This window comes from Collinsella aerofaciens (assembly GCF_015560135.1).
Taxonomy (GTDB): Bacteria; Actinomycetota; Coriobacteriia; order Coriobacteriales; family Coriobacteriaceae; genus Collinsella; species Collinsella aerofaciens_AN.
The window spans coordinates 24409-46426 of sequence record NZ_JADMRH010000003.1; the positions used below are offsets into that span (position 1 = coordinate 24409).

Consider the following 22018-nt stretch of genomic DNA (forward strand, 5'->3'; position numbering starts at 1 on the left):
GCTTTTATTGCCGGGGTGTACCATGAACGACAGTTTGATTCACTGCTGTCGAGAGGACGGATAACTTGGTTCGACGTGGCTCGCATCCGCGACTTTCGGTGATCCTTGTGGTAGAAGGTTCGCCCAGCTATGCGATGCGTGCGCTCGAGAGTATCCAGAACCAAGACCTCTACGATTTGCAGATTGTCGTTGTCTGCCGCGATGCTGCGCCCGGTGTGCGCCATTCGCTTCAAGTTGCTGCCGACAGGGACATCCATATTGATTTGATTGACGTCGAGGACGCGAAGCGCGGCGCTTGTCTTCGTGCCGGTTTTGCTGCCTCGCGCGGCTCTCAAATCATCGCTATGAACGCCGATGAGTGGTTTGCTCCGCAGTCCCTTTCCAAGATGGTCAATATCGCGTGCGATACTACGGCAGACATAGTGCTCCCCACGGTGTCGCTCGACCGCTATGATGCACATCGAGAGCGCCATTCGCGCGTCTTGGATGCTGCTCATATTTCCATTGATAGCAAATCTTCGATGGTGGCCGGGCTGCCTCAGTTGATTTTAGGCGGCCTAGTCGTTCAGACCTCTGGTGTGATGTACAGCCGCTCGCTGTTTGAGGCATGCCTTTTGTGCGACAAGGTGTTTCGCACAGTTGGGTTTATGGCATGCGCGCTTTCGCAGACACGATGCGTGTCCGGCTGCGGCGATGCTTGTTTCCACACGGCGGCACCTAAACTTACAGATGCCTTTGATCCCACCATGTATGCCAAGGTATCCGATGACACTCGAGCGCTCGACGAGCTTGCGGACTCACTCTCGGAAGCAGACAGCGGTGGTCGGCTCAAGCTGGCAAGCCAAAAGTTCTACTTTGCCGGACTGGTCGCCTGCATCGAGAATTTGTGTCTGAGCCCGCATGGGGTGTCGTCAATCGAGCGTTCCGCCCGCATGCGTGATATGCTCGATGCGCCTCGAACCCGTCAGATGGTCGCCGCGCTCAAGGATAACCATCGGGGGCTCGGTCTGTTGTTTGGGCCGATCGCCAGCGCCAAGCCCGCGCGCTGCGTGATGTGTACGCATCTGGCAGCTTTTCTTAACCGGACGGGCGCAAAAACCGCCTAAACGGCTCATTTCGAAACAAACTTGCATAGAATTGTTTCGAAATGCGTTCTTATACACAAAAGCCTTCAAATAGCGTTAAACTATTCAATCACTGATTGATTGTCTCCGCCATCTTTTGGAGAGAGGGTTTGTATGGCTAAAAAACGCAATGGGCGCCAGGATGCCATTAGAGATATTGTGCGCAATAAGGACGTCCGAACGCAGCGCGTGCTGGTCGATGAGCTCCGCGCTATGGGCTTTGATTGCACGCAGGCGACTGTCTCTCGCGATATTGCCGACATGGGGCTGCGTAAGCTCCCTGAGGGCATCTATGTTCTGGCAGAGGACCTGCACCTGCAGCGTATGGTTTCCGAGCTTGTAACGGGCGTTCTGCGTACCGATAATCTGGTTATGATCAAGGCTCAGCCTGGCACGGCTTCCGGCATCGCCGCCGCCGTTGATGCGGCAGAGTTGCCCGATGTGCTTGGCTCGCTTGCCGGCAACGATACGATTTTGGTTATTGCCCAGACGGCCGAGGACGGCGAGCGTCTTGAGGCGCTGATCAATAAGCTGAGCAATTCTCGCAAGTAGGCGTGCGGGTCGTGCGCTCGGCACTGTGCGCGTGACATGGTGGCTTGTAAGGGGTATCGACGTTGGTCGGTACCCCCCTTTTTTTGTTTGCCGGTATAAAGACCGTCCACCAGGTCACTTTAAATTAAAAGGCCCCCGAGCACTTTAATAAGCTGCTCGGGGGCCTTGTTGCTAATGGCCGGATGAATTTCTAGCCGACCGTATCGTCAGGCGTGGGCGAGGGGTCGGGAGTGGGCGTAGGCGTGGGCGTAGGCGTGCCGCCATCGCCGCCGGTCGAACCATCAGTGGAGCCGCCCGTCGAGCCACCGGTCGTTCCGGTGCCGCCGGTGGTGTCGCCGCCCGTGGTCTCGGTCGTCGTGGTCGTCGTGGTAGTCGTTGTGGTGGTTTCCTCTTCGTCCTCGTTCTCGTCCTTGTCGTCGTTCTCCGTCTTCTTGGTGTTGTTGGTGCCGTAGAACTTCCAGACGCTGTTGTTCTTGTAGGTGGGCGCCGTTCCGGTCGCAAACTCCTCGCGCTCGGTACCGGTCAGAACGGTGTTCATAAACCGCTTAAAGACAGGCAGGTTGGTGCTGTCGCCCAGCAGGTCCGTGCCGTATTTTTGGATGGGGATCTCACCTGCGGAATAGCCGGTCCACAGGGCGCACGCCAGCTGCGGGGTATAGCCGCAGAACCACAGGTTGGTGGTGTTGTCGGTGGTGCCCGTTTTGCCGGCATAGGGCTGGTTGACGCTCAGGGCGCCAGCAGCACCTGTACCGCTGCCCTGCATGACGCCGGACAGAACATCGGTGACCGCGGCGGCCTCGCCCTCGGTAAGCACCTGTGAGGGATTGTCCGTGTGCTGGTACAGCACCGAACCGGTACGAGAGTCAATCTCGGTGATGGCGATCGGCTGACGATAGTAGCCGCCGTTGGCAAACGTCGCGTAGGCGGCGGCCATCTCGAGCGGCGAGATCGAGCCAGTGCCGAGCGTCATGACGGGAACGTCCTCGATGTTGTCCTTGGCGGGATCGATGCCGAGCTTTTTGACGAGCGAGATGATCTTGCTGTTGCCGACGGCTTCCGCCACCTGGATGTAGCCGGTGTTGGAGGAGTATGCCGTCGCCTGCTTAAGCGTGATGTTGCCATAGCTATGGTTGGCGTAGTTTTGGACCTCGGTCGTGGTGCCCTTGGCCTTGAGCGGCGAGTTGCAGTTGAGGGTGACGTTGGGGTTCATGCCGTTTTGGATGGCAGTTGCCAGCGTAAAGGCCTTGAAGGTGGAGCCGACGGGACGCTTGGCCGTGGCATGGTTTACGTGGTTCTCGTCGGCGTTGTAGTCGTAGCCGCCCACCATGCACTTGATGTAGCCGGTCTTGGGATCGACGACGACCATGCCCATGTCCAGGCCGTCGAGCGAGAGCGTGTCGAGCTGCTCGCGAACGGCATTCTCTGCCACCTGCTGCATCGTGGGGTCGATGGTGGTCTTGACGGTCAGGCCGCCCTTAAAGAGCACGTCGGTCGAGAACTCCTGCTCCAGCAGCTGCTTAACATAGGCGACAAAGTAGGGCTGCGAGTATACATCGACGCCGCTGCCCGAGATTTCGGTCACGTTGAGGGTGATGGGCTCGGCCTGTGCGGCATCGTGCTCCTCCTGCGTAATGTGGCCCAGACGCAACATGTTGTCGAGGACCTTGTTGCGGCGGGACAGCGCCAGGTCGGGGTTGACCGTGGGGTCGTACTGCGAGGGCGAGTTGGGAAGGCCGATGAGCAGCGCGGCCTCGCTCAGGGTGAGGTCGGCGGCGCTCTTGGACAGATAGGTCTCGGCTGCGGCCTCGATGCCGTAGGCGCCGTGGCCGTAATAGATGGTGTTGAGGTACATCATGAGGATCTCGTCTTTGGAGTACATATCCTCCATCTTTACGGCGATGTAGGCCTCGCGTACCTTACGCTCGATGGTCGAGTCGAACTGCTCCTCCTGCAGGATGGTGTTGCGCACCAGCTGCTGGGTGATAGTCGAGGCGCCTTCGTGCCCGCCGCCGAGGGTTGCCACCGCAGCACGCGCGATACCCCACAGGTCGATACCGCCGTGCTCGTAGAAGCGCTCGTCCTCGACGTCAACGGTGCCCTGCAGCACGTAGGGGGAGACCTCGTCCTTGGTGATGGACTTGCGGTTTTGCGTGTAGAAGCTCGCGATCTTGTTGCCGTTGCAGTCGACGATCTCGGTGGGCTCGCTCACCAGATACGCATTGGCGTCGGTGTAGTCGGGCAGATCGGACAGCCAGCGGTTGACGTTGCCGACCATGCCGATGCCAAATGCCACGCCCGCGATAAGCAAAAAGCCCAAAAACGAGAGCAGGATTATGGGCAGGGCATGCGTCTTTGAACGGCTGCGTCCCTGTCGTTGGCGAGGACCCATATATTGACCTCCAGGTATGTCGTGCCCGACGGCGGATGTGCCGTCGGGGCAGGATGGACATAAGTTATTACACGATAAACCAAACGGGGTGCGCGAGGCCTCGTGTATGCTGGAAGGCGGCATTTTTCAGAGTGAATGCATACCTTGGTAAGGAGTTTGTCGATGGCGATTCGGACGATGGGGCCGAGCGGACAACACAAGACTGGATTGGATGCTGCCGGTGCGGCGCTGCCCGAGCTGCTGGCGCCGGCGGGCGGGCTCGACCAGATGCTTGCGGCCATCGCCGCGGGCGCCGATGCCATCTATGCGGGGTTGGGCGGCTTTAACGCCCGTGTGAGCGCCCATGGCTTTACGGATGACGAGTTTGTGCGCGGTTGTGCCGTGGCGCATGCCCATGGCGCGCGCGTGTACGTGACGCTCAACGTGTTCGTGTTTGACGATGAGTTATCCGACGCGGTGGTGTTGGGAGCTCATGCACTGGAGCTGGGCGCCGATGCTCTGATTGTGGCCGATGCCGGGTTGGCCTGCGTGCTGCGCGCGGCGATTCCCGGGGTCGAGATTCACCTGTCTACGCAGGCGGGCGCTCATAGCGAAGGCGCCGTGCGGCTTGCCGCCGATGAGCTGGGAGTCGAGCGCGTGACGACGGCACGCGAGCTGACGGTCGACGAGATTGCGGCGCTATGTGCCACGGGCGTGCCCATCGAGGTATTCTGCCACGGTGCGATTTGCATCGGCTATTCGGGGGCGTGCGAGTTCTCGGCCCTGCGGCGTGGGCGCTCGGCGATGCGCGGCGACTGCACGCAGCCGTGCCGTCTGGCGTACGACCTGGTGGACGAGGCGGGGCAGAGCGTTGTCGCCGTCGAAGGGGATCGCCTGTTGTGCCCGCGCGACTATCTGGGTATTGCGCATCTGCCCGAGCTTGTAGATGCCGGCGTGGCGTCGCTCAAGATCGAGGGGCGCATGAAGAACCCCGATTACGTATTCAACGTGGTGCGGGTGTGGCGCCGGGCACTCGATATGCTGTGCGACGGCGCGTGGGATCCCGGTGCCGTGGAAGAGCTTGAGCGCGAGCTGGGAAGGTCGTTTAACCGTGGGTTTACCGATGCGTACCTGCGAGGGCGTTCGGGTGCCGAGCTGATGAGCTTTGAGCGCGCAATTAACCAGGGCGTGCGCGTGGGGCGTTTGGTCGCTGTGGGCCACGAAGAGGTGACCGTTGAGCTCGACGCCGCCGTGGCGGCGGGTGACACGCTCGAGATTCGGTTCTATCCGGGTGTCGACGCGCGTCCCGATGTGCCCAAGCGCTGGCCGCAGGTGCCCTGCCCGGTGGATGCCGCAGCGGGGAAGCGCGTCGTCGTGCATTGTAAGCGTAAAGTGGGCGTGGGCTGCGAGGTGTACCTGATTCGCAGCGCCGGCGTGTTGGATCAGACGGCGGCAGTGTTGGAGCGCATGCGGGCCGAGGCGGATGCGATTGCGCCCGTTGCGCGTGCCGTTGAGGTGCTGCCCTTTGAGGGCGTTGCGATGGATGGCGGTGCGTCCACGGAGTTGGTGGAGTGCGCGGTTCCCACTCGCATGGTTTTTGCTTGGCAGCTGATGGATGCCGACCCGCGCGGAGAACTTGATTTGTCCGACGCCGTTGTGGTGCTTGACGAGGTGTGCCGCACGGGTGACGCTGACTGGACCCGCTCACTGATACAGCGTGCCGGGCGCGTCGTCTGCCGCAACCTGGGACAGGTGGTGATCGCTCGCGAGCTGGGCGTGACGTTTGACGTGGCGGCGCCGGTGTTCTGCGCGAATCGGGCCACGCTTACCTGGCTGCGCGGACTCGGTGCGGGGCGGGTGTGCTTGCCGGCGGAGTTGCTCGGCAATGATGCGGAGCGTATTGCCGAACTGGCCGCTGAACCCGGCGTCTTGGGTCCGGTCGACGCCGACCGTCCCGAGCTTATGGTGTGCGAGCACTGCCTGCTGACCGCCGAGGGCGTCTGCGCCACCGATGCGACGGGACAGGTTCGTTGCCGCGACTGCTTGCGTCGTCGGCAGGTACGCTATCTGGTCGAGCGTGACGGTACACGTCTGCCAGTTGCCATTGACGCATGCGGCAGGACGAGGATTTTCCTGTCGTAGGTGCTGCGTCGCGTCAGTTTGTTATCATAAGAGAGTTTATGGACTTCCAGCACCGCCGTTTTCGGCGAGGGTGCTATAGCAAAAGGAGGATACCCAATGCTGTCTGTTGACGAGCAAATGCGTATCATCACCTCGGGCGCCGCGCAGATCGTTCCCGAGGCCGACCTTCGCAAGAAGCTTGAGAAGGGCGAGCCCCTCAACATCAAGCTCGGCGTCGACCCCACCAGCCCCGACCTGCACCTGGGCCACGCCGTGCCGCTGCGCAAGATGCGTCAGTTCCAGGACCTGGGCCACAACGTCACCCTCATCATCGGCAACGGTACCGCGTTGATTGGCGACCCTTCGGGCAAGAATTCCACCCGTCCGCAGCTTTCGCAGGAGCAGATCGAGGCCAATGCCGAGACCTACGTGAGCCAGGCCATGAAGATCCTGGATCCCGAGAAGACCACCATCGTGCACAACGGTGACTGGATCCTTTCGATGGATCTGTCCGGTCTGCTGCAGGTGTGCTCCAAGTTCACCGTCGCCCGCATCCTCGAGCGCGACGACTTTACCAAGCGCTACCAGTCTCAGACGCCGATCGCCCTGCATGAGTTCCTGTATCCCGTGATGCAGGCTTTCGACTCTGTGCAGATCAAGGCCGACGTGGAGATGGGCGGCACCGACCAGCTCTTCAACCTGCTCGCTGGTCGCGAGCTCATGGAGAAGATGGGTATGGAGCCGCAGATCGCGCTTACCATGCCGCTGCTCGAGGGCACCGATGGCGTGCGCAAGATGTCCAAGTCCTACGGCAACTACATCGGCCTGACCGATGCTCCCAAGGATATGTTCGGCAAGACCATGTCCATTCCCGACGAGATGATCGGCAAGTACTATCGTCTGGCCAGCTCGCTCACCCCGGCCGAGGTCGACAAGATCGACGCTGCTCTGGCCGATGGTTCCGCCGATCCCTATGAGCTCAAGCGCGCACTGGGCCGCGACCTGTGCGACACCTACCACGGCGCTGGCGCCGGCGACGAGGCTCAGGCCGAGTTCGACCGCGTGTTCAAGGAGGGCCAGCTTGCCGACTTCCCCGAGAAGCACGTTGAGCTGACCGTCAACGACGAGGGCCAGATTTACCTCGCCGGCCTGCTCAAGGACCTGGGTCTTTCTGCCAGCGCCGGCCAGGCCCGTCGCGATATCGACGGCGGCGGCGTCAAGATCAACGGCAAGGCCGTGGCTCCCAAGAGCTACAACATCGATCCCAGCGCCCTCAAGCTGGGCGACACCCTTTCCGTAGGCAAGCGCAAGGGCTTTAAATTGGTCTAACGAGCAAGTTGACCTCACAAGTGCCAAAAAGGCCGCAGCCGGGATTCCCGACTGCGGCCTTTTGAGTTGCGGTGAAATAGTTCCTAAAAATGCCATACGGGCGCCCAGGCAGGAACTATTCCACCGCAACTTTTTTCTCCGTCCCCAAGGGATCATTTGGCGGTGCCGTTAAGCGGAAGGGGTGTTATCGGCGGCCTCCTTTTGGGCATACAATTGCTATTGGTTTGCTGCGGTGAAGGCTCGTCCGCTCCGCAGTTATTTCTACAGTTGAAGGAGTATGTATGTCCGTTGAGGTCATGAGGTCTGTGATCGATGCAGCCGAGGGTCGTGTGCCCGTCGACACGCTGTTCACCAATGCGCAGATTGTCGACGTATATGGCCAGCGCGTGGCGCCTGGTAGCGTTGCCGTCAAGGATGGCGTAATCGTCGGCGTGCTCTACGACGGCCGCGACGATGCCTCCGGCACCTACGAGGCGACCGAGGTCATTGACTGCCAGGGTCGCTATATCGCTCCCGGCTTTATCGACGGACATCTGCATATCGAGTCCTCGAACATCCGTCCCGCCGAGTATGCTCGCATGGCGGCGACGCGCGGCACCACTACTGCCATTGCCGACAGCCACGAGATCGCCAATGTTTCCGGCCTGGACGGCCTGCGCTTTATGATCGAGGACGGCCGTCGCGCGCCCATTTCCATCAAGTACATGATGCCCTCGTGCGTGCCCGCGCTGCCCGATGAGCAAGCGGGTGCTGTGATTACCGCCGCCGATATGCAGGCGTTTTTTGCCGAGCATCCGGGCGATGTCTTTGGTCTGGGCGAAATGATGAACCTGCCGGGCGTCTTTATGGCCGATCCCGAGACCTGCGCTCGCATCGATGCTGCCAACCAAACGCCGTCCAAGCAGGTCGACGGCCATGCGCCACTTGTTGCCGGCAAGGACCTCAACGCCTATGCCGCGGCGGACATTATCGCCGACCACGAGTCGACGATTCCCGAGGAGGCACTCGACAAACTGTCCCGCGGCATGTATGTGATGTTGCGCGAGGGTACGTGTAGCCACGACCTGGCCAACCTGTCGCCGATGCTGCTGGAAAACCCCGCCCGTGCCCGCCGCTGCTGCTTCGCGACCGATGACCGCGCTCCCTCCGATGCGCTTTCGACCGGCATGATCGACAATGCCTGCCGCGTGGCTATCGAGGCCGGTATTGACCCCGTGGTTGCCATCTCTATGGCGTCCCTGTCCACGGCCGAGGCGTTTGGCCTGGACCACGGTTGCCGCGACCCGCACGAGCTGCGTGGCGCCATCGCCCCGGGCAAGCGTGCCGACCTGCTGGTACTCAACGACCTGACGTTTGCCATGGCTCCGCATCGCGTGTATGCCGCCGGCGCGCTCGTGGCACAGGACGGCACTTTTGTGGGCGAGATTGCGCCCGAGATGGCTGAGGTTGCGGCCCTTGCCGATGAGCTGCGTACTTCCGTTAAGCTGCCGAAGCTATCGCTCGACGTGTTCGACTATGCCTTTAAGCCGGGCGAGGCCGTGATCGACGTGGTGCCGGGCAAGGCCATCACGGGCATGGCTCGTCCCGAGAACGCCGAGGGCTTGCGCCGCATTATGCTGATCGAGCGTCACGGCCGCGGCTTGTCGCTGCAGGCCGAGGGCGCCGATGGCGACGGTCCCGCCGGCATGGGGCTCGTCGGCAAGCATATCGGCCGCGGCTGGGTGCGCGGCTTTACCATCACGGGCGGCGCTATCGCCTCGACGATCGGCCACGACTCGCACAACGTGTGCGTGGTGGGCGACAACGCCGCCGATATGATGGCTGCTGTCGAGGCCGTGGGCCAGGGCGGTCACGTGCTGGTGCGCAACGGCGAGGTCGTGGCGCGCATTCCGCTGGCGCTCGGTGGCCTGATGAGCGAAGGCACGGCTGAGGACGTCGCCGCGCAGCACGACGACTTTATGGTCAAGGCGCGCGCCATGGGTATTGAGCCGCCGCTCGACCCCATCATGGGCATCATCTTCCTGCCCCTGCCGGTCATCCCGACGCTCCGCATCCGCCCCGAGGGCATGTTCGACGTTACAACCTTCACCTATGCCGACTAGTCATCGGGGACGTTCTTAAACGACTAGTCGTCGGGGACACTCTTTGGCGGGCTGCCTGACGCCGCGACCGTAGGACCTCTGGCATGTGTGAGCTATTTGCCAGGTCCTTGAAACGTTTGCGCCCGCGGAGTCTTATTTGAGCTCCCTTTGGGTACGTTGGAATCGGATACACGTTCGATTCCAACAAGCCCGAAGGGAGCTTTTCTATGTTTAAACTGATTGCATCCGATATGGACGGCACACTGCTTGACGAAAACGGCCAGGTGCCTCCCGAGACCTACGAATTGATTCTGGCGCTACACGAGCATGGCGTGCATTTCGCCGCATCGTCAGGTCGTCGCTACGATCGCCTGTGTGAGTTCTTTGCGCCCGTTCGCGACAAGATGGACTTTGTTGCCGCTAACGGCGCCCAAGTCTACGCCGACGGTAAGATGGTAGACCGTGAGGTGTATTCGCACCTGGCGATTCGAAGGCTCGCCCAAGCCGTCAGGACGTTTCCCAATCTGCATCTTGCGCTCTTTGACCGAACCAAGTCCTTCTTGCTCGATGACGAGTGCAAGTTCGTGCGTGAGGTCGATAAGGACCTTCCCAATGCCGAGCGCATTTGGGAGCTGCCCGATCCCAGCGTAAATATCATCAAGGCGAGTATCTTTTGCGATGACTGTGCCGTTATGGACAGTGCCTACGTACTGCAGCGCGAGCTTGGCCAGCTTTTTACCTTTGCGCCTTCTGGAAACGCATGGATCGATGCCATGCAGCCTGGTGTGTCGAAGGCCTCGGGAATCGAGCAGCTCATGGAGCACTATGGCGTCGAACGCGACGAGGTCATGGCGTTTGGCGACTCGATGAACGACTACGAGATCATTCGCTTTGTCGGCACGGGCTGCGCGATGGAAAATGCGCGCCCCGCGCTCAAGGCGGTGGCCGATCGCGTCGTAGGCTGCAACCGCGACCACGCCGTTCAGCATGAGCTCCGTCGCGTGCTGGAGAGTCTCTCCTAATCCGGCAGTTAGGGACACTCCTTGCGGTTTTTCGGGGTAGCTAATTTGGGACGGGGCTATTTTAGCTACCCCACAAGCGGGTAGCTAAAATAGCCCCGTCCCAAATTAGCTACCCTGCTGGGTTGCTGCTGCTAGGCGAGGGCGGCCATGATGGTGCGGGCTACGCCGTCGTGGTCGTTGTCAAACTCGGTGATGGCACCGGCGGCCTCGCGGTCCTCGGGCTCGCCATTGATCATGGCCATGCCATGGCCTGCGGCCTGCAGCATGGGGATGTCGTTGATGTTGTCGCCGAAGGCCCAGGCATCTGCCAGGGGCTCGCCCAGATGCTCGCACAGCCATGTCAGAGCCGTTCCCTTGGTGGCGCCCTCGCCCATGACCTCGATATTCATTTCGTACGAACGCGTGACCTCGATCCCGTCGAGCGTGCCGAGCGCCGCCGCGATGGCGTCGCGATCGGCCGGGTCGTGCCAGTACATGGCGATGCGTTCGAGCGTCTCGACCTCGTCGATCTTGCTGTCGATATCCATGTCGATCGGTGTTCGTGTGCGCTTGAGCGAAGCCGCGATGTGGGGGTCGCCGCCACAGAACTCATCCAGACGCCCGTATAACGAGCGGGGGAGGAAGCACTGCCCATCCGCGAAGATATCGAAGGTCACATCGTGGCCGGCGGCAATGCGATGGATGCGGTGGGCAATACCACGGTCGAGCGGACGGCTCAAGATGCACGTGGCGCGCGAGGCGTCGGTGGGCGTATCCTCGTCGAGCTGCCAGACGCTGGCGCCGTTGGCGCAGACCGCGTAGTGTACGGCGGGGTGGGCGAGGATGGGCTCAAAGATGCCTGACAGCGGGCGCCCCGTGCAGGGCACAAACTCAATCCCACGTCGAGCGAGTTCGTCGAGCATTGCCCAGGTGGCGTCGCTCATCTGCTTATCACTCGTCAGCAGCGTTCCGTCCATATCGGAAAACACAATCATTTGATGCAGCCCTTTCTACTGGCATAAAAAGCGTGGCCGAAGGCGGCGATGCCCTGGCCACGCTCGAGTTCTATAACGGTCCGCGTCCTAGCGGTCGGCGAGTGGCTTGTACTCCAGCGGCTCGATCACCGGGCGGTAGGCGGGGCGGATGATGCGGTGCGCACAGAAGAGCTCTTCCATGCGGTGCGCCGACCAGCCGGCCATGCGGGCGACGGCGAATAGCGGCGTAAAGAGCGTCTCGGGCACGCCGAGCATCTTGTAGATAAAGCCCGTGTACAGGTCGATGTTGGCGCAGATGGGCTTGGTCATGCCGTGGTCGCGCATGACCTGGGGTGCCAGGCGCTCGATACGCTCGATGAGTGCGAACTCTTCGCCCAAGTCCTTCTTGGCTGCCAGTGAGCGCGCGTAACGGCGGCAGACCTCGGCGCGCGGGTCGCTGAGCGTATAGACGGCGTGGCCCATGCCGTAGATGAGGCCCGTGCCGTCGAAGGCCTGCTTGTCGAGGATCTTGCCCAGGTAGGCCGCGACCTCGTCCTCGTCCTCCCAGTTGGAGACATGCGCGCGGATGTCCTCGTGCATAGACACGACCTTGGCATTGGCGCCGCCGTGGCGCGGGCCCTTGAGCGAGCCGATAGCCGCGGCGTAGGCGGAATACGGGTCGGTGGCCGAAGACGACAGCACGCGGCAAGCGAAGGTGGAGTTGTTGCCGCCGCCGTGCTCGGCATGCAGCATGAGCATAACGTCGAGCAGCATCGCCTCATCGCGGGTGAACGCCATGCCGCCGCGCAGGACCTGTAGGATGGTCTCGGCGGTGGAGAGACCGGGCGTGGGGTGCGGTACATGAACCTCGGAGCCGCGACGCTTGGCGACCGAGGCCATATGCGCGAAGGCGGCGATGCGGGGGAGACGGGCGAGCATGGAGATGGCGACGTCGATCTCGTGCTCGGGTGTAATGGCGTCGGGCTCGGCGTCGAAGGCGTAGAGCAGCAGCACGGCGCGCTGGAGCACATTCATGATGCTCGACGACACCGTGGTCATGGGGAACTCTTTGACGTACTCGTCGCTCAGATGTCTAAAGGCACCCAGGCGCTCGCAGAAGCCGTCGAGCTCTTCCTTGTTGGGCAGCGAACCCGTGATAAGCAGATAGGCGACTTCTTCGTAGCCGTAGCGATTCTCGGCCTGGGCATTGTTGACCAGATCCTCGATGCTGTAGCCGCGAAGCGTGAGCTTGCCCTGATCGGGCACGACCTTTCCGTCGACCTTGTTGTAGCCGTGCACATCCGAGATACGAGTGAGGCCCGCGACCACGCCCGAGCCGTCGGCATTGCGCAGGCCGCGTTTGACATTGTGCTCGACAAACAGGCCCTCGTCATAAGGGTCAGTCGGCAGGCCGTGGTAGAGGTTTTCGCTCTCAGGCGAAATCTGGCGGCTTGCTTCGTAATCCAGAACCAGGCGGCTCAAGTGGTCATCGAAGCGGTAATAGATTTTCTTGGCGTCGTAGGCCATGCGCGCTCCTCTCCGGGCCGCATCGGGGTGACTTGCATGGGCATGCGCGCGTCAGGCTATCCCCAGCGGCTTGCTCGCTACAGGCGGTACATAAAGTTGAAGACGTCCTCGCGCTGGATGGACACGTTGACGCCCGAAAGCTCGCCGGCCTCGGCCAGCGCCTTCTGCAGCTCGGCGAAGTCGAGCTTGGACTCGGCGGTATCGGCCAGCATGGTCATGGTGAAGATGTCCTCGATAATGGACTGCGTGATGTCGCGGATGTCGACGTTGGCCTCGCCCAGAACGCGGGTGACGCCGGCGACGATGCCGGGGCGGTTCTTGCCAAGGACGGTGATGACGATACGGGAGGACGAGATCTCGGCCATGGGAAACCCTTTCGCGTGATTGCGGCGCGCGCGGGGCGCTCCGCTACGGTACAGTGTTCATCATTGTACCTGTCTGGCGCAAAAAAGGCGCGCTCGCTGCGGCGTTACATGCCTGCAACATGAGCGTAAGGGGGAAGGCCGTACGGGGAAGAGCCGTCTGGCGCGTGTCCGGCTCGTGTTGGGTTGATTTCCGATCTCAGCCGAACACATTGAGCGGACAGGCCGTTCTCGCAGTCAGCCGAACGCCTCCGACGGCTGATTCCGAACTGGAAGCGGAGGGCATCCCCGCCCTTCGGTAGGGGATACCGCTCCGCGGCGCATGCCGCGGGCGGCGCCCCTATCGGACCACCGTGACCTCAGTTGGGATGGGCCCAGCACTGCCGCGTACTCGGTGAGCTAGAGCCAACTGTTCGTCTTCACGTCGCGTATGGCGATATTTCGGTCGTCCGGCTCGGTGATGCCGTAGCCGAACGCCTGGAGCGTCTCGATGGACTCCTGGATCCTCTGTTGGAACATGGGACCCGGATCGACCCTCGGCCCGAGGTGCCCGCGCCAAAGGCACGGCGTGGCGCGCAGCATGTTATGGATTTTGGAGATGGGCTCGATGTCGGCGTAGACGTTGAGCGTCGCCATGGCGTCCTTGTGGCCGAGGATCGATTGGAGCGCCTTGATATCGCCGCCTTGGCGGATCCACTGCGTTGCGAACGTGTGGCGAAGGCCGTGGAACGTGATCAGCTCGTCGTTGGTGCCCATGAGGCCGTTGGTCTCCGAGAACGTCTTGAACGCCCTGCGGATATAGCTTGTCGTCGCGAAGGTCGCGCCCGGCTCCGACAGGATGTAGCAGTCCCCGATCTCGACCGCCCCGGTAAGGCCGCGCAAGCGCAGCTTTCCGCAGTCGATCTCGTGGGTCTCCTTCAGGAAGGGGAGTAGGCCGACCGGGTCGATGGGGATACCCCTGGCGTCATGGGTCTTGGTGTCCTTGATGAACGAACCCATTCCCTTCGCGTACGCCACCGAGTGTCTGATCGAGATCAGGCACGTCTCGAAATCCACATCGCACCACCGAAGGCCGCAGACCTCGCCGATTCGCATCCCCGTGTGCAGGGCGAGTACGACCGCCCTCTAATCCTCGGCGGACCAATCGAGTCCGAACTCCTTTCGGGCATCCTCTTCGCTCATGACTTCGAGAAGGTCTCCGGGTTGGCAACGAAGGGCGAGGCATAGCTGCTCGAGTGTGTTGAAGCGAATGCCGCGAATATGCCCTTTTTTAATACGGGACAGGTTCACGGGCGTGGTTCCAATCCTTTCGGCAAGTTCGTTCGAGGAAATCTTTCGCTCGGCCATGATCTTGTCGAGGCGAACAATTACGGGCATGGCGTTTCCTTACGCAATCTCGTCGGAGTCGAGGTACAGCTCTCGGGCGTACAAGAAGAGCTGGGAAAGCATGAACAGGACGATGCCGAGAACCAGAGAGGTCCAATCGAATGATGAAGCGATCTCTTGGGCGCCGACGGCCCCCTCGCCGCCAAACATCGAAACGGAGGTTTTGAGTGAGCCGGCGTAGAGGCTGGTGGCAGCTTGAACAACGAAGAGAATGCCGAGCACCTTCAAGCATGTCGCAGACCCTTTCTTGAAGGGGTCTGCGCTCTTGATCGTCCACACGAGAACGGCGCTGAGGATGGTCGTAGCGATACCGATGACGGCAGGGACCAATGTCGAGATCGCAAGGGCTGGATACGCGGGGGAGTCTGCAATTACAGGGTTGTCGAGCACTTCGATTGCTGGCTTTAAGGAGAACGCCACTTGTGCGATGGCGGTGGCGCAAAGGGTCGCAGAGGCTATCGCACATGCGATGCGGAAGGAATGAAGCCGGGGAGTGCGATTGTCGGAACTCATAATAACCTCCGAAGAATTTAAAAAACTCAGGTTACTTTTTAACAGTTTATGTTAAATTGACTTTGCCGGCAAGTAATCACAACATGCTGCAACCGAAACCCCTCTAGATTGGAGAGGATTATGTTCAGTACTGTTAAGTCGTGTAAGCTCTTGGTTTTCCTCGGCCTCGCTCTTTGTCTGTTGCTGCCGGGAGCCCCCGCTTTTGCGGATACCCCGATGCCTCCTTCCCAGGAGAGCAGCCAGTGTGCCCTCGTTGAGCCCCTCGGGTATACGGACGACGTCGTCGATACCTACTGGAGCTACAGCTGTCCTCGCGGCGTAAGCGGGCACAGCATCTCGATGTTCAACATCTCTTACAAGATGATCTCCTACCGAAATGGCTATCGCCGATCCGCGCATCATAGGGAATCCCGCCTCGCTGCAATGTGCTCCTGTGGTGTTCTTGGCACAACTGATAAATGGCAATTTGTCTATAGCACCTACTAGATGCGAGGAAGGGCCGAGCATTTTGTTCGGCCCCTCTGTTCCGACTGGATGAGGTTAAGGTTGGCGATGAATATGCTCAAAATCTCGAAGGCGATCTTTAGGTCGCTTCTCTCCTCCAGGTCGCTCTGTGTTGTCGTTGTTGCGTTGATGGTTCTTTGTGCTCTGCCCGTCTTCAGGAGCGCGGCTGGCATCGACGGACGGGTCGAATACCTCGAGTCGGGAATAACCCGTGTTGAGCAGGAATTGTCAGCATCCTATGCGGATGCGCTTGTGAATGCGGGGGAGGACGGTGTCTATACCTCTTCATCAAGCATGCCCGCGCTTCTGTACCCTCTTGCCGCGGGACGTCTTATCTTGGCACCGCTCTCTCCCCTACTTCCGTTTCTGCAGATATCGGATGGAGAGTACACCTATTATGACGGATCGAAGGAGTACTTGCTATGGGTCGCAACGGCCGTTGCCGTCTCGTTCCTTGCCGCGCGTCTTAACAAACGTGAAAAGCTCATCATCCAGGCACCGATGGGCGAGCTGGGTAGACTTGTTGCATCGAGCGTATGGGCGAGTGTTTTTGCAATGCTTGCCGTCCTCGCCATCAATCTTCCAGGGATAATCGCCGCGCTTGTGAAGAATGGCCCGGGCTCGCCGTTCTATCCGATAGGCTACATTCATTATGCGACTCCGGTTATCAAACCGGCTTGGCTGGTGTTCGCGCAGACGGCCATCTTGCAATTCTTGGTGGCAGCGTTCATCTCGCTTGTCGTTCACCTTGCCGTGCAGATTGCCAATAACCCTACGCTTGGAATCGTGTTCGTATGTGCCCTGATGGGGGTGACGATGGTTCCCGGGTATTACGGAAGATCCATCGCTTTACGTGAGTTCGCCCTGTTGAATCCCCTTACGTATGCGAACACTGAGTTGACCGTCGGCGCCTATAGCCCGTACCCGACAACGCAGATAGTGAATCTGCCTGGACTTTGCTTCGAGCGTGGCGCGATTGCCCTCGTATGCGCAATCGGGATCGAGGTGCTGGCAATTAGCCTGCTTTGCGTTGCTGGAAAGAGCGGCTGCGCGTGCCCGATATCCCCGATTTGTCTTGAGAGAGGTTCCTTCACTGCATCGAGAACGGCAACTCGTTCGAGCGCTTGTGCCTCCGCCGTTGCATACGTAAGAACGATGGGGAAACTGCTCCTGCGTTCTCCTACCCTCGCCGTATGCGCGATTGCAATGTCGACGACGATGCTGGCCCCGGCTCTGGTCGAGATGTTTCCTGACGCTGATAACGTTTCCGCTGTTCGGTATAGGGATGGGGAGCTCCGTTCAATAGATCGGTATCTAGAGCGGAACGCTGCGAATATGGACGTCGAGGGCAAAGCGGCCCTGGAAGACATGCGGGATGCTCTTTCGGGTTTCGTGTACGCGCCTATGCCTGCGGAGGGGTTTCGAAGCCTTGCGACGTACGAGCGCGCTCGAGGTGAGCTGGGCGCGGCAGATGCGACTCTCCTGCAATCGATCGGAATCGAGCCGGAGACTCCTTCTCGTGCGGAGGCGCGCGCCCTTCTGCTTGAGTCGATCGCGAGCTTGCCGGACCCCAAGGTTTACGAGTTAAGTACGAAGATGCCCCCATTAATCCTCCTTTCGTATCTCCAGGCAGCGCTTCCCTCCTTATTTTTGCTGTTGCCCGTGGTTGTCACATCGCTCGCGTGCACCCACCTGCAGTGTCGTTCCCTTCTGGTTCTCCAGATCCCCGCAACAGCGCATGTGCGTTTTCTGACGGCTGTTGCGCTGGCTCTCCTGCTTGGCTTGGTGCTGCTTTTGGTGTCGATGGTTCCCGCTGTCGTTGTGTCCGTGATTAAGAACGGTGCGGGTGGATCGGAGTATCCCGTCGCTCTCATTCGGGCGGGAGCTTCGACAACGTCCACGGTGGGGGAGGCGGTGTTGTGCAGTATTCCGTTGCTGGTCATGGCATACGGCGTGATTTCCGTCGTCGCTGCGTTGACAGCAGCGATTAGCCGCAACCCCGTTGTCACCGGAATGGTTTGCGCGGTTCTCTTGGTGTTGGGTTCGTTGAGCGCTCATGTTGAAAGCGTGGGCATGGGCGTCGCGCTGCTGGCTCCATTCGCCTCGTTTGATCCCGCTTCCCAGGTGGGGACGATTGGGTTCCTTGGGCGAGGGACGAACGCGATGCCTTTTGGAGAGGTCGTCGGCGCATCGGGCGCTCTGCTGGTGGTCTTGGGCGCCGTATCTCCGTTGATGGTGCGCCTGAGTGTTCCAAAGATCGAAAGGGGATGATCTCGATGATTGACCTTCAAACGCTGACGATCTCTTATGGAAAGAAGGTGCTCGTAGATTCGGTGAACGCTGAGTTTGCCCCGGGTACGGTCTACGGTCTCGTCGCTCCGAACGGGCATGGAAAGACGACGTTGCTGCGTGCGATGGCAGGTTTGCCGGGTCCTCGCGTGGACGGGAGCATCGTTCTGGATGAGGTGCAGGGTACGGGTGCGAGAGAGGTCCGTTCTATGATCTTCTATGCACCTGGTGAGGGGACGCTGCTGTATCCCGGATTGCGTGCGGAAGATCACCTCAAGATGGTTTGCGATATGTGGCCGCATGCTCGCGATATCGAAGAGATAGTGGAACAAACGCAGATAGGCGAGTTCGCGAAGATGAGGATCCGCACTCTGAGCCAGGGCATGAAGCAGCAGCTTACCCTGGCGATTGCGTATGCGACGGGCGCGCGGTACCTTCTATTAGATGAGCCCATGAACGCGCTCGACCCCAGCAGGGTGGACTTGCATTCCGAGATTCTCAGGAAGCTGGCCGATTCTGGTACGTGCATCATCATGTCATCCCACATCTTGGATTCGGTCGATAGGCTGTGCGATGAGATTCTGTTTTTGAAGGATGGGAGGCTCATTAGAAGCATTCCGCAAGATGATGCTGCGCCGAAGTCTCCTGGATCCCATTTCGCAAAGCCTGCCGGACGCGCCGAGGGTGCGCTAAGCACGTATCGGCGACTCTACGAAAAGGGCGGGTAGAAATGCAAGTTAAAAATCTATGTGGCCAATGTGATACCGTTGAACCCGCATATCGATACCGCTCAGCCATTCGCCTCGCCCCCGTCGCACGTATCTTCATCCGGTCTGTTACTTTTAATCTAACGATTCTTTGAGGAACGTAGGTGCTTCCAAATGTACTGTCGACTTCTTCTCAAACTGATCCTAAGAGACAGGGCCGTATGGATTTGTACGCTCGTTCTCGCTGCAGCCTTCTCCGTCCCCATTGCGTTCAATTCACCCATCTACGGGCCCTTCTTTATGAAACAGGGCATGCAGAGCTTTGTCGACGCATTCAATACGCGCGCGCCCCAGGCCAGCGGCACAGACCTATCTCCAGAGCAGCAAGCTGACGCGGAGCTTGCAAGATACGCGAACGCCGCCCTCGCCGCTCAAACCGACGCCGCCTTTCTCGACTCTGCCGAGAGCTACTACGCGCTCATGGACGAAGGCTTCCAATCCGGATCCATCGTGGGAGACCGAGAGACCAATGACGCGGAGCTCGCATATTGCCGTGCCCTGAGCAGCTCCGGCATCACGGATATCCCGGCCTCCGCAAACGACCTGCCGTTCCTTTCCTTCCTGCCTTACGCCATTGCCACGGCGCCGTCCTTCCTTCCCTCCATCCCCTTCCTTCTCTCGTCGATACTCGCGCTCGGCGCCACAAGGCCCGGGACCCTGGCGGCAAAGGCGCCCGTGCCCAAATTCCGGCGCCTTATCCAAACCGTGTTTTCGATAATCGCCGCGGGGACCGCGATGCTCCTCGCCGGCCTCGCACCCGGGGGCATTTACGCCTTGGCCCTAAACGGCTTCGGGCAGATCGGGTACCCGATCGCCTTCTTCCATGACGGCGCGCTCACTACCACGACCGCGGGAAACGTCTTCACGACCCTGCTTCTCGCGCTGCTCGCGGGCGGAACCTTGATATCCGTTTGCTCCGCCGTCCTATCGACCGCAACGAGGCGCGTCCTCGCGGGCCCCCTTACCTCAGCGCTGCTTGTCGCGGCCCCGGCATTCCCGTTGCTGTCCGATTCGGCGCTGGAGCATAACGCCGCGCTCAATCTCCTGCCGCTGGCCGTGTTCTCGCCTATCGAGGCCACGGGCTACGTAGGATGCTTCCCGACAGAATTCATCGGCTCCGGTTCAGGCAGCGCATCGATGCTTGCCGTGGCCCTGGCATACGTCGCGGTCCTTTTTGCGGTCGGCGCCGTTGCGGCACGTTCGCCCAAACAGGCTGGACCCGCTAAAAAGCACCATGGGCTCGAGCTTCTGGACGCGAGCGTGGGATACGGGAGCACGACGATACTTTCAATCGGGTCGCTTTTCCTGGGCCCGGGAACGGCGGCTGGGCTCGTCGCCCCCAACGGCTCGGGAAAAACCACCCTTCTTGAAGCGCTGTCGGGCCAATTTCCCACCCGCATCCGCTCGGGAAGCCTGGCGGCAGACGGAATCTGCCAACGCCGATCAGCCGAATTCGCAGAACTCGTCTACCTGAGCTCTTCGGGCAGCGCGGATCTCTATCCCACGCTATCGGCCATCGAGCACCTTGCTTTCGTTAGGGAGGCGTGGAAATCGGCCGCCGACATCGACTCGCTCTGCGACTCCCTCGGAATCTCCCCATATCTCGACAAGCCGACCCGTAAACTCTCGACAGGAATGAAGCAGCAGGTAAAGCTTGCCATGGCGATAGCGACCGATTGCCCGTACCTCGTCCTCGATGAACCGCTGAACGGCCTCGATCCGGGAAAGCGGAAAACCTCCTGCGACGCGATGCGCGGCGAAGTGGCGCGGGGACGCAGCGTGCTCATCTCAAGCCACCTGCTCGACGACCTGGCAGACCTCACCAACTCGTTCTACTTCATCGAAGCCGGCACGCTCGTGGAAAAGACCGAGTCGTCCTCGCAGACGCTCAAGCAGGAATACCTCGATACATACGAAGGAGGTGAATGACAAGAAAACTATTTGAACAGCTGAAGTCCAATGCGTCGCGCATGGCTGTCTACGCCATCCTCGTGGCAACGGCTTTATGCGGAATCGCGGCACCCGTCTATGCGCTCAACGGGGAGAAAGGCGATGTCGAACCCGCGTACATGGCTTCGACGGTTAAGGACCGGTACAAAGCCTTCTCTGGAGACACGTTTTACGTAGCAGAGTACGACACGACCTACCGTCAGCTTCGCTACAACAAGGGCTACGACTATCTAGGCGCAGAGGCAATCAGCTATACGTCGGGTTGGTACCGCTCCAACTATGGACACATAACCCAGTTCAAGTGTAACTACCGTGTGTACAACTAAAGCAACCGGCCGGGACGAGGGGTGACGCAAAAGCGTCGCCCCTCGTTTTTAACCATGTCAACTGAACCTAGTTCAGTTTGGTTGATTTCCGATCTCAGCCGAACACATTGAGCGGAAAGGCCGTTCCCGCAGTCAGTCGAACGTCCCCGGGGCCCTTCTCAGGCCCCGGGGACGGCATTTTCCCAGTTGAAGGAACGGTGGAGATGTGTTTCGATGGGTCAGATTCGTGTCGTTCCGAAAAGACCGTGAACCTTTTGTGGGACACGCGGCGCCGTGGTACCATAGCCGAGTTTGTTGTCTTGGTCGGAAACCAAGACGCCTTATGCGCTGATCGGTAACCAGCGCCTGACCAATAAGGAGTCCTACCATGAAGCAGGGTATCCATCCCCAGTATGTCGAGTGCACGGTGACGTGCTCCTGCGGCAACACCTTCAAGACGCACGCTACCGTGTCCGAGATGAAGGTTGAGCTTTGCAACGAGTGCCACCCGTTCTACACCGGCCAGCAGAAGTTCGTCGACACCGGTGGACGCGTCCAGCGCTTCGCCGACAAGTTCGGTGGCGCCGCTGCCGCCCAGCTCAAGAAGGCCGAGGAGGCCAAGGCTGCCAAGGCTGCCAAGGCTGCTGAGGCCGAGGCCGCTCGCAAGGCCGCCGCTGAGGCTAAGGCTGCCGAGAAGGCCAAACGTGCCGCTAAGTTTGCCGAGGAGGCTGCCAAGCAGGCCGCCGAAGCTCCCGCAGAGGCTCCCGTCGAGGACGCCGCTGCCGAGGTCGAGACCACCGAGGCTGCTGAGTAAATAGCTCGCCGAGCAAACACTCGCATTCATGGCTAAAGGGCCGCGTATCCA

The 22018-nt window shown here is 60.4% G+C and carries 18 protein-coding genes; 11 read left to right on the forward strand and 7 right to left on the reverse strand.

What is annotated here, in order from left to right; genetic code table 11:
* Nucleotides 1-107: 107 nt before the first annotated feature.
* Together I2H19_RS02130 and I2H19_RS02135 are read left to right on the forward strand one after the other, a co-directional pair.
* Nucleotides 108-1106 carry a glycosyltransferase family 2 protein gene (locus I2H19_RS02130; RefSeq protein WP_195239306.1) on the forward strand — a complete coding sequence of 333 codons (999 nt, stop codon included), beginning with the start codon at nucleotides 108-110 and terminating at the stop codon, nucleotides 1104-1106.
* Between the two features lie 132 nt (nucleotides 1107-1238).
* The gene (locus tag I2H19_RS02135) at nucleotides 1239-1676 is read left to right on the forward strand and encodes an arginine repressor (RefSeq protein WP_006235280.1); all 438 of its coding nucleotides are present in this window, start codon (nucleotides 1239-1241) and stop codon (nucleotides 1674-1676) included.
* A gap of 190 nt (nucleotides 1677-1866) precedes the next feature.
* On the opposite strand, the gene I2H19_RS02140 is transcribed toward I2H19_RS02135, so the two are convergent.
* Entirely contained in the window at nucleotides 1867-4065 is a 2199-nt protein-coding gene (locus I2H19_RS02140; RefSeq protein WP_195620969.1) for a transglycosylase domain-containing protein, read from the reverse strand.
* A gap of 162 nt (nucleotides 4066-4227) precedes the next feature.
* Here I2H19_RS02140 and I2H19_RS02145 point away from each other — a divergent pair, with 162 nt between their 5' ends.
* The 4 genes from I2H19_RS02145 (at nucleotide 4228) to I2H19_RS02160 (ending at nucleotide 10597) form a co-directional block, all read left to right on the forward strand.
* On the forward strand, nucleotides 4228-6186 hold the full coding sequence (locus tag I2H19_RS02145; protein ID WP_195620970.1) for a U32 family peptidase: 1959 nt from the start codon (nucleotides 4228-4230) through the stop codon (nucleotides 6184-6186).
* A 96-nt stretch (nucleotides 6187-6282) separates the two neighbouring features.
* The gene (tyrS, locus tag I2H19_RS02150) at nucleotides 6283-7494 is read left to right on the forward strand and encodes a tyrosine--tRNA ligase (RefSeq protein ID WP_195620971.1); all 1212 of its coding nucleotides are present in this window, start codon (nucleotides 6283-6285) and stop codon (nucleotides 7492-7494) included.
* Between the two features lie 281 nt (nucleotides 7495-7775).
* Nucleotides 7776-9596: an adenine deaminase gene (locus tag I2H19_RS02155; protein WP_195620972.1), complete on the forward strand. Its 1821-nt coding sequence runs from the start codon at nucleotides 7776-7778 to the stop codon at nucleotides 9594-9596.
* Nucleotides 9597-9802: 206 nt separating this feature from the next.
* Complete coding sequence (locus tag I2H19_RS02160; RefSeq protein WP_195444904.1) at nucleotides 9803-10597, forward strand: Cof-type HAD-IIB family hydrolase; 795 nt, start codon at nucleotides 9803-9805, stop codon at nucleotides 10595-10597.
* Between the two features lie 131 nt (nucleotides 10598-10728).
* Here the strand turns inward: I2H19_RS02160 and I2H19_RS02165 are convergent, their stop codons facing one another.
* The 6 genes from I2H19_RS02165 to I2H19_RS02190 all read right to left on the reverse strand — a co-directional run bounded on the left by I2H19_RS02165 (nucleotide 10729) and on the right by I2H19_RS02190 (nucleotide 15338).
* Nucleotides 10729-11571, reverse strand: a complete 843-nt coding sequence (locus I2H19_RS02165) for a Cof-type HAD-IIB family hydrolase (RefSeq protein WP_195620973.1) — start codon at nucleotides 11569-11571, stop codon at nucleotides 10729-10731.
* Between the two features lie 87 nt (nucleotides 11572-11658).
* Nucleotides 11659-13077: a citrate synthase gene (locus I2H19_RS02170; RefSeq protein ID WP_195620975.1), complete on the reverse strand. Its 1419-nt coding sequence runs from the start codon at nucleotides 13075-13077 to the stop codon at nucleotides 11659-11661.
* A gap of 77 nt (nucleotides 13078-13154) precedes the next feature.
* Entirely contained in the window at nucleotides 13155-13442 is a 288-nt protein-coding gene (locus tag I2H19_RS02175; protein ID WP_006235289.1) for an ACT domain-containing protein, read from the reverse strand.
* Nucleotides 13443-13838: 396 nt separating this feature from the next.
* Complete coding sequence (locus I2H19_RS02180) at nucleotides 13839-14546, reverse strand: site-specific integrase (protein ID WP_267489789.1); 708 nt, start codon at nucleotides 14544-14546, stop codon at nucleotides 13839-13841.
* An 18-nt stretch (nucleotides 14547-14564) separates the two neighbouring features.
* On the reverse strand, nucleotides 14565-14816 hold the full coding sequence (locus tag I2H19_RS02185) for a helix-turn-helix domain-containing protein (RefSeq protein WP_006235292.1): 252 nt from the start codon (nucleotides 14814-14816) through the stop codon (nucleotides 14565-14567).
* 9 nt (nucleotides 14817-14825) lie between these two features.
* Nucleotides 14826-15338 carry a hypothetical protein gene (locus I2H19_RS02190; protein WP_147336061.1) on the reverse strand — a complete coding sequence of 171 codons (513 nt, stop codon included), beginning with the start codon at nucleotides 15336-15338 and terminating at the stop codon, nucleotides 14826-14828.
* 552 nt (nucleotides 15339-15890) lie between these two features.
* On the opposite strand from I2H19_RS02190, the gene I2H19_RS02195 reads away from it, so the two are divergent.
* The 5 genes from I2H19_RS02195 (at nucleotide 15891) to rpmE (ending at nucleotide 21967) form a co-directional block, all read left to right on the forward strand.
* Nucleotides 15891-18113 (forward strand): hypothetical protein, encoded by a 2223-nt coding sequence (locus I2H19_RS02195; protein WP_195620980.1) that lies wholly within the window; start codon nucleotides 15891-15893, stop codon nucleotides 18111-18113.
* 5 nt (nucleotides 18114-18118) lie between these two features.
* Nucleotides 18119-18859 (forward strand): ABC transporter ATP-binding protein, encoded by a 741-nt coding sequence (locus tag I2H19_RS02200; protein WP_117769450.1) that lies wholly within the window; start codon nucleotides 18119-18121, stop codon nucleotides 18857-18859.
* A 279-nt stretch (nucleotides 18860-19138) separates the two neighbouring features.
* On the forward strand, nucleotides 19139-20827 hold the full coding sequence (locus tag I2H19_RS02205) for an ABC transporter ATP-binding protein (protein WP_195620982.1): 1689 nt from the start codon (nucleotides 19139-19141) through the stop codon (nucleotides 20825-20827).
* Entirely contained in the window at nucleotides 20824-21174 is a 351-nt protein-coding gene (locus I2H19_RS02210) for a hypothetical protein (protein ID WP_195620985.1), read from the forward strand. The genes I2H19_RS02205 and I2H19_RS02210 overlap by 4 nt, the downstream gene beginning before the upstream one ends.
* A 367-nt stretch (nucleotides 21175-21541) precedes the next feature.
* Entirely contained in the window at nucleotides 21542-21967 is a 426-nt protein-coding gene (gene rpmE / locus I2H19_RS02215) for a 50S ribosomal protein L31 (protein WP_195620995.1), read from the forward strand.
* The last annotated feature ends 51 nt before the right edge of the window (nucleotides 21968-22018 follow it).